This is a genomic window from Candidatus Melainabacteria bacterium (genome assembly GCA_003963305.1).
Taxonomy (GTDB): domain Bacteria; phylum Cyanobacteriota; class Vampirovibrionia; order Obscuribacterales; family Obscuribacteraceae; genus PALSA-1081.
The window spans coordinates 77,816-91,392 of sequence record RXJR01000021.1 but is presented as its reverse complement, the minus strand read 5'-3'; the positions used below and the strand labels follow the sequence as shown (position 1 = coordinate 91,392).

Sequence of the window (13,577 nt, the reverse complement as noted above, 5' to 3'; positions counted from 1 at the left end):
TGAATACCAGATACGGTGCCAATTGAGTTCTGAGCCCACCGATAAATCAGAGAGCCCGGCTGCTGGTGCTGTCTACAGCAAAATTTCGATTGGACCACTCTGGATAATCATAGCCGTAAGCGGTTTTTGCTTTTATGCGCTGTTCAATAAACAGGTTTTTCCTGCTGCTTCAATAAACTACGCGCTGACCAATAAACAAGCGGCGATGCAAGCTCGGGAATTGGCGACGCAGCTTGGTTATGACCTCAACAGAACTATTCAGACGACAGTATTTCTCGACGACGACGAGGCGAAAACAGTACTGGAGTTCAATTTGGGCATCAAGGCCGCTAATCAGTTGATGAAAAATGATGTTCCGGTGTGGTTGTGGCGCACTCGCTTCTGTAAAGAACTCAATCAAGAGCAGCTCTACATCGCGTATACCACAAGCGGTCAGCTGAAATCAGTCTTCCATAAGTTGGAGAATGATTTGAAACTTCCGTCTCTGAGCAAGGAGGAGGCGCAGCGGCTGGCTGAGGATTTTGTCGCAAAGATCGGCAAGCAAGATCTGAGCAAGTATGAGCTTTTCGATTATGGAACGGAAGTTAAGCCCAATCGTGTCGACCAGCATTTTGAATGGCGAAAATCCGGTTTTCCAGAGTCGACGCTTCGTATTCGCGTAGAAATCGCCGGCAATAAGGTTTCAACCTATCGCTATTACCTTGCGCCTTCCGACACCTGGACGCGAGTGTATAAAAAGATTCGCGAAAACAATGAATTGCTCGGCAAAGTAGCGTCTTTCTTTATTTTTGTTTTTCTTGTTGCTACAGTCGGAGCCTTCATTTATGGGTTGAACACTCACAACATTCGCTGGCGTTTTGCGCTGGTTGGCAGTCTGATTGTGGTCCTGTTACTTCTGCTCGATCAAGGCAACAACTGGACAAACACTGTCGATACGCAGTACGAAACAAAATTGACCATGGCCAATTTTGTCACCAATCACCTGATGGTTCTGGCTCTGGGAATCGTTGCAGCATTTTTATTGAGCCTCAGTTTGATTGGTGGCGGTGAAATTATCTATCGCAAGACCTGGCCTCGGCACATGGCAATGCCTTCCCTTCTTTCGTTGAAAGGCATGTCACAGCCTGACTTTTTCCAGAAGACCATATATGGGTATCTCGCTGTTGGTGGCATGATGCTCTGGGTGATCTCGTATTACATGGTCGGGCAGAAGTTCAATTTTTTCTGTCCGCTTGGGGTCGATGACTACAAGACAGTCGGCACGGTTTGTCCGGCTATCAGCGCCGCTTTGATTGGCGTGAGCGCTGCTGGATTGGAAGAATTGTCGTGTCGGGTTGTAGGGTTAGGTCTGCTCAAGCGCTTATTGAAAAATTTCTGGCTGGCCAACTTTATACAAGCTGTGATCTGGGGTTTCGCTCACAGCCAGTATCCGCAACAACCAAGCTATGCTCGCGGAGTCGAGTTGACAGTCGTAGGAATGGTTTTTGGTTGGATTATCAACAGGTATGGCATCTTACCCTGCTTCGTGGCTCACTATCTGTACGATGCATTTCTCACCGTTGAACCGGTGTTTGCAACCCACCAGCTCTTGCTGACTGGTCCAGCCGTAATTTGTCTGATTCCCTTTCTTGTTGCCGCATTCGTCGGTCGACAATGGGCAAAGAAAAAGGGCATCGCTGTTACGGATCTTTCTAACGCTGCATCTGAAGTTCCAGTGCCGCCAAAAGAGAAAGTGGAAATTGAGATCGATCGTTCTGAAAGTAAATATGTGCCTCTGTCGAGACGGTGGCGCCTGGGTCTGACGGTTACGGCACTGCTTTGTCTGGGGGCTTCGTTTCTGCCGACGCCCGAACCAATCGGAGCCGACAAGAAGTTGACTATCGGCTCTGGGCAAGCTCTGACTCTAGCCAAGAAATATTTACAGGAAGATATGGTTGTCGATGGCGGCTATCAAAGTGAGATCGAATTGATTGCAAAGCCTGAGCAGTCTGATTCGATGACCTGGCAATATATTTTTGAGCAACTCGGCAAATCGCTAACTTCCGAACTCTATTCTCAGACTGAGCCGTGTCTGGAATGGAGAGTCCGATTCTTTAAACCGCAGGAGTCGAAGGTCTATTGGGTCTTCATGAATGCGGATGGACGCAAGCGTGCCACTATTCTGGAAAATATTGATGAGGGCAAAGGCGCCAGGTTGTCGGAATCTGAGGCGCTAACCATTGTTGACGCGTATTTGAAGAAGAATCGGCCTGAGTTTATCCCGTACAAAGTTTTAGGTGGAAACCGGATTGTTCGCCCCGAGCGTGTTGACTATGAATTCGAGTTGAATGTGCCGAAATTCAATGTCGGCGCTACAGCTTCCAAAATCAAAGCTGGTGTCAAAGGTGATCAGATTTCAGAGTTGAGGATTGATTACGACCTGCCAGACTCATGGTCGTGGCCTCGCATCAAGCAGAAGTGGTATCAGCAGTTAAACACTGTGATGCGTTATGTGTTTGGTTTTGTTTTGTTAGTTTCCGCCTTGTATTGGATTATTCACGTACTGCGCGCCACGTCGATCAGATGGACCGGTCCCCTGATAGTAGGTGGATTGGCGCTCCTCGTTACAGTTCTTTCTACTATTAATAGTGCGCCGAAGTTGTTCTACAGTTACAACACTGCAGAAGATCTCAATTCGTTTATGGCTCAATCTCTGGCCCAGGAATCTCTCAAGGTTTTACTTGTCTCCTGCGGCTATCTGCTGCTTGCGCTTGCTGCGTTTGCGACTATCCGTCTGTGTTTTCCTGCGATTGCCAATCAACTGCGGCACGGGTTTTTGCTCAAACCCCACAATCAATACGAACGTGAAATGCGAAGCAACATATGGTTGGATGCTCTTTTGGGCTCCTATAGTCTTTGTCTGACATGGACGTTTGTCAAATTCATGCAGAATTCAGTAATGGCGCCGTTGACTCCCCAGGTTCGTCTGGATATTCCAAAGTTTATGCCGGCGATTTTCTCATCGCTATTTCCGTCTGCTGATATCGTCACCGCCGTGTTGAGCGGTGTTATGTTGTCCCTGACTCTTTTTACTATTGGTGCCGCGCTCTGGAAGAAATTTCTTTCGACGAAAATGCGCTCAACGATCTTTGTTCTTTTCTGTGCAGTTCTGATGAGCACCTCGCAATGGTTCTGGCAGGACATCGCAGCCTCATTCATAGCCACAACGGTATACCTCGCTGTTGGACTCTTTTTTGTAATGAGAGTTTTCCGTTCGAATTTATTGAGCTATGTTTTCCTGGCTTTTGAGGTGATGGCGGGTATGCGTCTGAGCGAGCTGCTGGAGCATGGCGCCATAGTGGGTACCAATGAAATTGCAATTTCAGTTGGCTTTTTCTGCCTGCCATTGCTTGCTACTGTCTTTGTTCTAATCGCAGACAAACGTAAGCACGAATAATATTTTGCCAACACTCAGGATCGAACTGAGATGTCTCGCTCTTCAGGCGAGTGCGTGAACCATCATTGCTATGTTGGCGTTTAATCAGAGATGACAGGATTCGAACCTGCTGCCGCTTTCACGGTGACTCTTTAGCAAAGAGCTTGCTTCCATTCGCCTCATCTCTACGGAGTTACACGGCTGCGTTATGCATCGTGAACAATTTCGACATGCGTGGCTGATCGCATGCGGTGTCGCTGCGCACCGTTTATGGTGCGCAGGTGGCTTGTAATTCACGCAAGCGTGGATTTGAACCACGAGTCGCGAGGTTGGAGCTCGCTGGTTTACCGTTAACCGACTTGCGCGTGGTGCCCAGTCTCGGACTCGAACCGAGAAAGTCCTGATTCTAAGTCAGGCGGATTTGCCAATTCTCCTAACCGGGCTTGGAGTGCATGACGAGATTCGAACTCGTGTCGCCTGAATCACAACCAGGCATCCTAGGCCTCTGGACGACATGCACGATTCTGGCCACCTTGGATTCGAACCAAGATCTTCACCTTCAAAGGGTGAGGTCCTACCATTAGACGAACGGCCAATAATTGAACGAATTAATCTGAGGCACTATATGTAGTGCCATATATTGTTTGATTGAACGTAGTTTAAGTCAGCGATAAACTTCTGGGACGAGTTTCACCACTGGCGCCCCGAACCTGCCATCTGAAGAGCTTTTGCCAGGACTCTGCCGGATGGATCTCTTGCTGCGAGACGACGAGTCGTCTTCGCTGGTGAACCAGTCCACCGGCACTATAATGCAGTCTATGGCTACTGCGAGGAAGCATGCTCCGCGCCAGAGCGACGCTGGAATGGCGCAGTCTGCGCTTGATTCCCGATGGGCAATCAGTGTTATTGCAGAAGCAAATCTTGTTGTTGTAATAGAGAATCATGAGCGTAAACCTTTTGATTTTTTCCAGCAGTGACATTCAACAGCGCAAAGAGCAACCAGCTAAACTGGCTGAGACTCTGGCTTTGATGCTGGAATACGCGGTTCACGATCTTATTTCCCTGACGAAACGTTCTTTGACTATAGCACAAGAATCAAAAAGTGGTGCATTGATTTTATTGACTTTCGTTTTTGGTTTTGTGTTCCCGATCTGTTGCAAATCAGGATGTTTCCTTGTGTGTTCAACGTTCCTTGCGATTCAAACACTAAGACTAATTCTGATTTGTGATGTGAACTTGTTGCGGTCAACCCGTTACGATCGAAAAATTTCGGTCGACGCGATGTCGATCTGGAAATCACGAACAACACCCGATTCCGATCAGGAAATCGTGGTGATCCGATTCCGAGCGAGAAAGTGGGATCAACCCAATTGCGGTGAACCCAATTGCGGTCGACACCTGTCTATCGAATCTCAGCCCTTACGCACGGTTTAATCTGGAATGTCACTAGATGCTCACACGCCGTCAGTATAGTTACTCCATAGAAAGCTGATTTCGGGTTCATCTCTGACCGATGAGGGCATAATTTTATGAGTCGTACGGATTGTGTACCTCAGCCGTCGCTAAAAGAGAGTCCCACCAGTTCAGGGATACAAGGTTTAAGGTGGGGCTTCTCCCATTGACAGTCCAATTATTCAGGAATATGTATATAAGCAAGCGTTCCCTTCAGCCCGCGCGTCATATTTAAGGAGTTCATTATGTCCGATCGTCCCAGCTCGTATCCCGGTAATGGTGGGAATGAAGACATGTACAGGTGGAGCGGCGATCAGCGCCAGCTGCCGTCCAATCAAAATGGCGATCGCTACATATACGATGGCAGTGGTCGGCAAAACGGTCAGAACGGTGACGACCAGTATGATGCTTTCCACGGCGATAGAATGCCGGGGAGAATGCGGCCAAGTGACTATCCACAGAATTTTACGACCCGTGAAGTGACTGCTGATGGAACAGTCATCATCAACAATGTTCACTGTAAGAATGCATACTTCAATCAGACGCCAATCGACGGAGCTGATTACCGCCGCGACTCGCGTATGGACTTCCGCCACTGTGATCCAAATCTCTCCCGCTTAAGAGAGAACAATGGCACTTCGTTCTATGATAATGACAGGTCTCAATATAACGGAAGCTACCGGATTCCTGACCGGGCCCCACGCTATGACGACATGCAAGCGCGTATAGACGCTGCTCGGCAGCGTGAGTATGACCAGCAGGCGATAATGCAGCAGCGCATCGAGATGGCTCGTGAGCAGCAATACAGGCAGCAATTCGAGCAGCAGCAGCGCATTGACCAGATGCGTCAGTATCAGATGCAGCGTGATTGCGATGAAGCCGTAAGAATTCAGATGTATAACGAGAACTGTCGTCGCTACAACGGTCGGCACGAGCCCCCGCGCCCTTATTATGGCGACAACGGCGGATGTTTCGGAAACGGCAGCTATCCGGTCTATAACGATGGATACGGCGGCGGATACGGTGGACCTTGCTTCGGGAATCGTTCGGGCATAAGCATTCGCATCCCGATCGGTCATAATGCCAGTGGCAGTTTTCGCATAGGCTTCTAGGGCTCTTCGCTGCGGTTCAACTAATCTGGTCTGTGATTATTGCGATTAAGTACTTTCCGTGTGGTGCTGCTTAACGCTGCGCCGCCACCTTAACCCTGCACTGTTCTGAGTGAAAAGGGGTTGTAGACGGTCTCGCCTGTGTTAGGGTCATCGAAAACCGTTACATCGACGTCAAAGACTTGCTTCAGATTTTCAACGCTCAGTGCTTGTAACACGGAGCCTGTGGCGGCGACTCGGCTGCACCGTTGACTTGCATGCTCAAGCAGCACGACGTGATCCGCAATTCTCGCAATTACATTCAGGTCGTGAAGGACGATCATGATGCCCAGTCCCGCTGCGCGAAGACCCTTTAGAAGTTTCAGTAACTCATTTTGATGTTTGAAATCGAGATGTGAGGTTGGTTCGTCTAGAAGCATAAATTGCGGCTCCTGCGCTATAGCGGTGGCCAGAGCGGCGCGTTGGCGTTCGCCCCCGGAGAGCTGACATAGGGGCTTCTCGCGCAGTGTCTGCATCTCTGTGTTTTCGAGAGCTTTGTTGACGGCGTTTGTGTCATTGGCGCTGCCGTACCATTGCCACCATGACTGGTGTGGATTGCGACCGAGCATGACCATCTGTTCGACTGTCAGCTGTGTCGAGATTTCGATATCCTGCGGCACGTATGCGACTTTACCCGCAAACTCAGGGGTGCGCATCTGCCAGATGTCTGCACCGTTCAGGTGCACTGCTCCAGCAATTGGTTTGATTTGTCGCGCTATTGTTTTCAGTAGAGTAGATTTGCCTGCGCCATTTGGTCCCGCGATCGCAATCACCTGTCCGGGAATCAGCTGCACTGTGACGTTTTCGAGCACCGGCTTCTTGTCGAAACCTACGCTGAGATTTTGTACGTCTATCTGTGTCTTCGGTTCAGCCATTAGTTTTGCAGTACCTCTCGGCCGTGTTTGCTGCCGATTAACCAGAGAAAAAATGGACCGCCTATTAGTGAAAGCAGTGTGCCAAGCGGTAACTCCTGACCCTGACCGAGAGTGCGCGCTGCTAAATCGCTCACCAGGACCAGTGTCATGCCCAGCATTGCCGAGCAAATGATTTGCAGTCGTTCGTCCTGTCCATAGAGTCGACGGGCTAAATGTGGGGCGATCAATCCAACAAATCCAACCAGTCCGCTGATTGATACTGCTGCCCCGCACATGAGAACAGCAGCGGCAAGGAGAATCCACTGAGTGCGACCAACATCCAGACCGAGGGCTTGAGCTGATTGTGTGCCGAGTGAGAGCAGCCTGATTTGCTTGCTCATGGCCAGTGCGATTACGACTCCTGCAAGCGTGTACGCAAAAGCTGGTATCAATTCAGACCAGGTTCTGCCCGCGATACCACCCGCAAGCCAGAAAAAGAGCCCCTGACCCTGGGCGACGCTAGAGGCGTGAATCAGGAGCATCGTGATGAAAGCGCTGCACACGGCAGAGAGTCCCACGCCCGAGAGCAGTAGTCTGCCGACTGAGAGCCCGGCTGGACCCCGAGCCATCGAAGCAACTATGAGGCTTGCTACTAGCCCGCCTGCAAAAGCGGCGGCGGGAATTGCGGAAAAGCTCACGTTGCAAATCATCGCCACTGCTACTGCCAGTCCTGCACCACTTGAAACTCCTGTCAGGTATGGGTCGGCAAGCGAGTTGCGCGATAACGCCTGCAATATGTAACCCGACACTGCCAGAGCCGCTCCCACAATCATCGCTACGCAAATTCGAGGCATCCTTATTTGCCACAGAATCTCGTGCAGGGTGGGATCATTCAGCTTTGAGTCGGTTATTGCGTGCAGGGCTTGCTCGGGCGTGATGCACACGTCTCCAAGGCAGAGATTGATTACGGTGACAATTGCCAGCGCAATGATCAGGGCTGAAACTCGAAAGAGAATGATACTCAAATGCGGCTCTAGAACGTTACGCAACCTAAAATAGCACTGAAATCAGTGTCGTGTTAGGATGCTAGCTTCTGACCGGTACACAAATATGATTTACCTGGACAACAGCGCCACCACTCAAGTGCGACCGGAAGTAATCGATGCGATGCTTCCTTACATGTCGCGTTCGTGGGGAAATCCGTCGTCTATTCACGCACTTGGCAGGGATGCCAAAGACGCCGTGACCCAGGCGCGAGAACATGTCGCTGCGCTGCTCAACTGTGATGCCGATGAAATATACTTCAGTTCTTGCGGCACCTTAAGCAACAATTGCGCGTTGCTGGGTCGAGCCCGCTTCGCTCAAGCGAATGATAAGGGACGGCATCTGATTACGACGCGCATCGAGCATCCGTCGGTAGCTGGACCATGTCAGTATCTGGAAAGTCAGGGCTGGAAGGTTACTTATCTGCCTGTCAATCGAGAAGGATTTGTGTCGCTGAAAGACCTCGAGGCGCAGACGACGAGTGAAACCAGCATCATTTCGATAATGTGGGCAAACAATGAAATAGGCACTGTTCAAGACATTGCATCTTTTGCAAGATTTGCCAGTGAGCGCAATATCTTTTTTCACACAGACGCTGTGCAAGCGGCAGGGAAAATTCCAATCGATCTCAAATCGCTTCCGATCAGTTCTCTTTCCTTGTCTGGACACAAGTTTCATGCGCCTAAGGGTGTAGGAATTCTGTATGTGCGGAAGCTGCAGAACATAATGCCGATTGTTTTTGGCGGTGGCCAGGAGATGGGCGTGGTGCCTGGTACAGAAGGCCTGTCAAACATAGTGGCTATCGGAAAAGCCGCAGAGTTGGCTGGTCGCGAGATGAATCAGAATCGTGAAAAATTGCTCGCTATTTCGAAACTTTTCAAGCAGCATTTGTCTCAAGTCGATGGATTGATTTTCACTGGTGCTTCTCTTTTGACTCAGCGGTTGCCGGGTCATGTAAGCTTTGTTTTACCCGGTCTCGAAGGCGAGGCTATTGTGATGCGGGCTGACTTGAAAGGACTTTGTATTTCAAGCGGTTCCGCCTGTCATAAGGGAATTATCGAGCCGTCGTCGGTTTTGAAAGCGGTGGGATTGTCGGACCAGCAGGCAAAGGCGTCGATACGGCTGTCGGCAAGCTCATTCAACACTCTCGATGAATGTACGGAAGCAATCGAGTTGCTGGCTAAGATTTTGAATGCGATGAAATTGAGCTCTGATGCGGGGCTCTCAGGTGCGATTGCTTGAGACTATTTCGCTTTGCGGAACATATTCCAGACGAAGATTGAAAGACCTTTGAGCTTCCCGAGCGGGAAGGTGCCGTGTAAAAACTTCAGCCCGCCGCGGGCTGTCTTCACTCGAGATGGTCCGTAAGGGTACCACCAGACTCTTTGCGCACCGCCTGACGAATCGATGCTTATGTGTTTGATGTTGACCAGGTCCATCAAACCGAAGTGTGAGTGACTGCGCCCGAAGCCGCTCTTTTTTAAGCCGCCCCAGGGAACTTGTGGCATCGCATGCGATACCAGGCAGTCATTGATGATAACCGTTCCGACCTGCAAGTCTCGTGCTACTGCCTCAGCTCTGCTCAGCCCGCCTGCCCAAACCGAGGCACACAGTCCGTACTCGCTGTCATTGGCTCGCGCTACGGCTTCATCTTCCGTTTCGACTACCATGATTGGCATTACCGGACCGAAGGTCTCTTTGGTCATTATGTCCATGGTGTGGTTGACATTGGTGACGACGGTTGGGGGGTAGAAAAATCCTCCCAGCTCATCTTTGCGATTGCCGCCGGTAAGAATTTCCGCACCCATTTCTCGTGCTTGATTTACCTGCGCATCTATAACCGAAAGTTGCATTTCGTCGATTACCGGACCGACATCGGTGGTCTTCTCGCTGGGCGCTCCCAATTGCAGTGCCGATGCATAATGCACAATCTTGTCGATTAGTTTTTGTGTGTTTTTGCTTTTGATGATGTAAACGCGCTCGATTGAAGCGCACGCTTGACCGGCGTTTGTGAAAGCCCCCCAGACCAAGCCCCGCGCCGTCCAGTCAATTGGGGCATCCGGCAGAACTATCGCGGCATCTTTCCCTCCCAGTTCGAGGCTGAGTGGTGTCAGATTCGGTGCTGCTTGCTCCATGATTTTTGTGCCTGCAGCAGCCGAGCCTGTAAAAATGATGCGCGCCAGATCGCATCTGGTGAGCTGCTCACCTGTGCTTCTGTCACCTGTAATCACCTGGACTACGCCCGCAGGAAAACCTGCTTTCTCAAATAGTTCGCCGATTTTGATGCCAATTAAAGGCGATTTTTCCGAGGGCTTTAGAACTACAGTGTTGCCGCAAGCAACCGCCATCAGAATCGTCATAACCGGTATGGAGAATGGGTAGTTCCATGGCGCGATAATGCCAATTACACCCAATGGTTCAAAGGTGACGACACTCTGCTTTGTCGCCAGCAGTGGATTGGTCATCTGGACGACCTGATCCTTCAGCATCGTCTCGATATTTTCTGCCAGCCAGACGCAAGTGTCGAGCGGACCCGTCATCTCGGCCAGAAGACTCTCAACTATTGGTTTGCCAACTTCAGTGGTGATCAGCTGCGCAATCTCATCTGCCCCTGCTTCTAGAAGCCGTCTGAACTCGAATATTTTCTTGACACGCTTATGATATGGAACGAGCTGCCACGTCTCATACGCCTTCCAGGCTCTGTCGACCGCGTCCTTGACTTCATGCCCGGCCAGGATCGGGACTTCGCCAATCACCTCACGGGTGGCGGGGTTTATGGATTGGATTGTGGCAGTTTTGCTGACGACCATGAAACTATTGCATTGTAAGCGGGCTGAAAGCTCTTATTGTAAACCATCCCGCCTGGTGACTCGGCGATCCTCAGGATTTCCAGAGCGGAATAACATAAACTGTAGGTGTGAGTACTGCTGGGAAGGCTGTTTTGCGACTCAATTCAGTAAAATTTCTGATGCTGCTATGGCTTGTGACCGCGCCCGTTTTTGCCGAAACACAAGCCGACAAGATGTACACAAGGGCTGAGAAGGCATATCTCAATAAGCGCTATGACGAGGCCTGGGGCACTCTGCAGAAGGTGGTCGAGATTGACGACAAGAATGCTCGGGCGCATAACTTGATCGGAAAGATCTGGCACAATCGAAATAAGTTAGACCAGGCTGAACTGGAATATCGAAAGGCTATAGCTGCTGATCCTCAATTGGCGGATGCTCGTTACAATCTTGGCGTGCTCATGTTTGACAAGCGCAAGTATTCCGACGCCGAAAAGTTACTGGAAGAAGCCGTTACTATCGATCCTCAAAATCCTGAATTTCATTACAACCTCGCCCTCACTTATGCCAACGAAAACAAGCTAGAGCAGGCAAATGAGCGGTTTGTCAATGCAATCAAGCTAGATGCAAATAATGCCACGTTCCACTACGGCATTGCCTGTCTGTATCAAAAGACAGACAAAATGGATGACGCCGTCGAGGAGTACAAGAAGGCTATAGCACTCAATCCTAATTACATTGAAGCGCACAACAACCTTGGTGTTGCATACAGTGCCCAGGGAAAATATCCCGAGTCTGTCGAAGAATTTCAGGCCGCGTTGAAACTCAATCCGGACTATCCCCAGGCGCAGCGCAATCTGGGCTATGCGCAAGCTCATACAAGTCTTGGTATTACGTATTTCAAGCAGGGTCAACTGGCAAAAGCATTCGACGAGTACAAAAAGGCGTTGAAGATTGATCCTATGTTTGCTGATACGCACTACAATCTTGCTCTTCTGTATCAACATAATAATCAGCTTCAACCCGCCGTAAAGCACTACCAGTTTGCCATTAAGGTGGATCCATCCAATTACATGGCCCACAACAATCTCGGTGTGGCACTCGCCAAGTTGGGCAAAAAGGAACAAGCGGAGTCGGAATACAGGCAAGCATTGCAGTTGAAGCCGGACTACGCAGAGGCGCAGCGCAACTTGAATGCATTGAGTTCGTCACCGCAATAAGCGGGTGGTATATCCACACTGCATACGGTGCTCCTGTATAAAATGTAACTGGCTTGTTAAATCCATGTATCGATTGCGTTGCATCGGTGTGTGAAAATGCCGATAAATAGGGCGTTTTTGTCATGGTCTTATGTTGCGGATGTAAATCTTTTGCCTGCTTTTTGTGGTGCCTTTAATCGCTCTATCTTAGAACTGGCTTGCCATGCGCTCTTTATCTGGTCAGTTCGCCGGTTCTTGCGAACATGTAACATTAGTCACAAAAGGGTTGCCATAAGAAAGCCGCACCCTTAACCTGTTCTTAGTCACCGACGGGCAAAAATAGTTTGGTGAAATTGGAGGACCCGATCATATGCAAACCAGCATAATGCAGCGACAATGCTGCCCTCAGCAGCCAGTATAAGAGTATTAGTTTTCACTGTAACACTATGGTTCGAACATGCGATGTGTCGAAGCTGGCGTGAGCACAGCGTTTTATCGCTTATCCGGAAAGTCTATGCAGACATCTGCTCGACTTCCGTTTCTAGAAGTGAAAGTGTAGGTAAACCATGTATGAATTGAAAGAAAAGGATCTGCTCGCGATTTTGGGAAGAAATCCCAGTCAGCGAGCCAAATTAGTTATTACAGATGTAGACGGTACGTTGGCATCGTTTTGGGATTATTTCGTACCGGCGATTCGAGAATTTCTTCGTGAAATTAGTGTCAAGCTTGATACACCTGTGAGCGAGCTGGCTGAAGACATAGGCCGGGTCATTGACAGGCGCGGTACACACGAGTACCCATGGCTTCTGGAGGAGACTAGTTTTGCATGGAAGCATTTTTCCAAAAATCCTGACAAATTTCGCGAAATCTTTGTCAGACCTTTCTGGCATGCTCTCGATGTGAACAGAACTAAGTATCTGCGCCCTTTTCCAGAGGTATTGCAGACTCTGGCTGCCCTCAAAAAGGAAGGCATCAAGGTGGTGGCTTTGAGCGATGCGCCAGATTATATGGCGAGGATTCGCAATCAGCAGATCTTCGATGGACTTCTTGATGCTGTGTATGCACTGGAGACGGTAGAGCCAGGCGTTGATGAGATATGGCAGCCAATCTCGCTGGAGCATGGAAGGGCTCGTGTCAAGGAGATGCGAGCTGCAACCAGTAACTTGCAAACTAAGTTTCACGTTCTTCCTGTCTCTTATGAAAAGCCTAATCCGGCTGGTGTAGACCGGGTTCTCGCTGACTTCGATGTTTATCCGCAGGAGTCCATTTTTGTCGGTGACAGTCTCACCAAAGACGGATTAGCTGCTGCTCGCCGTGGTATCAAATTCGTCTGGGCTCACTACGGCAATCATTTGCCGGCTGAGTACGAAGAGCTCGTGAACTACTCGCTCAAACCAGAGGGCGAAGACTCAATCAAGCGACCAGTACCGATGTCGCTTGTAACAGCTGTAGCGGCAAGGTATGACGAACTGTTGAACCACATCTAGGCGAACAATTATCACCGACAATGAGGCTCTACAGGTAAATTACCGATTCACTTTTTGACGAAAGGGAAAGCATGCACCGAAAGGCGCATGCTTTTCTGGGTACAGGCGAGGTTCTCGAGCACTCCGCTGCTTGCTTATCCGCCCAAACTTGCAGCCGCGAAAGTTTGTCTCTGGATGCCTTCCGATTGGAGG

9 protein-coding genes and 3 tRNA genes are annotated in these 13,577 nt (G+C 49.8%); 6 read left to right on the top strand and 6 right to left on the bottom strand.

What is annotated here, in order from left to right; translation table 11 throughout:
- Nucleotides 1-22 precede the first annotated feature (22 nt).
- Nucleotides 23-3,436 carry a CPBP family intramembrane metalloprotease gene (locus EKK48_20370; GenBank protein RTL38794.1) on the top strand — a complete coding sequence of 1,138 codons (3,414 nt, stop codon included), beginning with the start codon at nt 23-25 and terminating at the stop codon, nt 3,434-3,436.
- A gap of 345 nt (nt 3,437-3,781) precedes the next feature.
- Here the strand turns inward: EKK48_20370 and EKK48_20365 are convergent.
- From EKK48_20365 to EKK48_20355, 3 genes are all read right to left on the bottom strand, one after another.
- Nucleotides 3,782-3,858 (bottom strand) — tRNA-Leu (locus tag EKK48_20365).
- A 1-nt stretch (nt 3,859) separates the two neighbouring features.
- Nucleotides 3,860-3,935: transfer RNA gene (locus tag EKK48_20360), tRNA-His, on the bottom strand.
- 4 nt (nt 3,936-3,939) lie between these two features.
- Nucleotides 3,940-4,010, bottom strand: a tRNA-Gln gene (locus tag EKK48_20355).
- A 151-nt stretch (nt 4,011-4,161) separates the two neighbouring features.
- On the opposite strand from EKK48_20355, the gene EKK48_20350 reads away from it, so the two are divergent.
- A complete protein-coding gene (locus EKK48_20350; GenBank protein RTL38793.1) occupies nt 4,162-4,392 on the top strand; it encodes a hypothetical protein in 231 nt (76 codons plus the stop codon).
- Nucleotides 4,393-5,112: 720 nt separating this feature from the next.
- Nucleotides 5,113-5,979: a hypothetical protein gene (locus tag EKK48_20345; GenBank protein RTL38792.1), complete on the top strand. Its 867-nt coding sequence runs from the start codon at nt 5,113-5,115 to the stop codon at nt 5,977-5,979.
- An 89-nt stretch (nt 5,980-6,068) separates the two neighbouring features.
- Here the strand turns inward: EKK48_20345 and EKK48_20340 are convergent, their stop codons facing one another.
- Nucleotides 6,069-6,890: an ABC transporter ATP-binding protein gene (locus EKK48_20340; GenBank protein ID RTL38791.1), complete on the bottom strand. Its 822-nt coding sequence runs from the start codon at nt 6,888-6,890 to the stop codon at nt 6,069-6,071.
- Nucleotides 6,890-7,918 carry an iron ABC transporter permease gene (locus tag EKK48_20335; GenBank protein ID RTL38790.1) on the bottom strand — a complete coding sequence of 343 codons (1,029 nt, stop codon included), beginning with the start codon at nt 7,916-7,918 and terminating at the stop codon, nt 6,890-6,892. Before EKK48_20335 ends, EKK48_20340 begins: the two co-directional genes overlap by 1 nt.
- A 34-nt stretch (nt 7,919-7,952) precedes the next feature.
- Between EKK48_20335 and EKK48_20330 the strand changes: the two genes are divergently transcribed.
- Entirely contained in the window at nt 7,953-9,155 is a 1,203-nt protein-coding gene (locus EKK48_20330) for a cysteine desulfurase (protein RTL38789.1), read from the top strand.
- 2 nt (nt 9,156-9,157) lie between these two features.
- On the opposite strand, the gene EKK48_20325 is transcribed toward EKK48_20330, so the two are convergent.
- Nucleotides 9,158-10,723: an aldehyde dehydrogenase family protein gene (locus EKK48_20325; GenBank protein ID RTL38788.1), complete on the bottom strand. Its 1,566-nt coding sequence runs from the start codon at nt 10,721-10,723 to the stop codon at nt 9,158-9,160.
- A gap of 131 nt (nt 10,724-10,854) precedes the next feature.
- On the opposite strand from EKK48_20325, the gene EKK48_20320 reads away from it, so the two are divergent.
- Together EKK48_20320 and EKK48_20315 are read left to right on the top strand one after the other, a co-directional pair.
- A complete protein-coding gene (locus EKK48_20320; GenBank protein ID RTL38787.1) occupies nt 10,855-11,919 on the top strand; it encodes a tetratricopeptide repeat protein in 1,065 nt (354 codons plus the stop codon).
- A gap of 545 nt (nt 11,920-12,464) precedes the next feature.
- Nucleotides 12,465-13,385, top strand: coding sequence for an HAD family hydrolase (locus EKK48_20315; protein ID RTL38786.1), 921 nt, complete (start codon nt 12,465-12,467; stop codon nt 13,383-13,385).
- Nucleotides 13,386-13,577: the final 192 nt, after the last annotated feature.

Excerpts from the sequence above, each read along its gene's own strand:
- EKK48_20350 (RTL38793.1), top strand. The coding sequence starts at position 4,162 with ATGGATCTCTTGCTGCGAGACGACGAGTCGTCTTCGCTGGTGAACCAG.
- EKK48_20315 (RTL38786.1), top strand. The coding sequence starts at position 12,465 with ATGTATGAATTGAAAGAAAAGGATCTGCTCGCGATTTTGGGAAGAAAT.
- EKK48_20325 (RTL38788.1), bottom strand. The coding sequence starts at position 10,723 with ATGGTCGTCAGCAAAACTGCCACAATCCAATCCATAAACCCCGCCACC.
- EKK48_20340 (RTL38791.1), bottom strand. The coding sequence starts at position 6,890 with ATGGCTGAACCGAAGACACAGATAGACGTACAAAATCTCAGCGTAGGT.
- EKK48_20345 (RTL38792.1), top strand. The coding sequence starts at position 5,113 with ATGTCCGATCGTCCCAGCTCGTATCCCGGTAATGGTGGGAATGAAGAC.
- EKK48_20330 (RTL38789.1), top strand. The coding sequence starts at position 7,953 with ATGCTAGCTTCTGACCGGTACACAAATATGATTTACCTGGACAACAGC.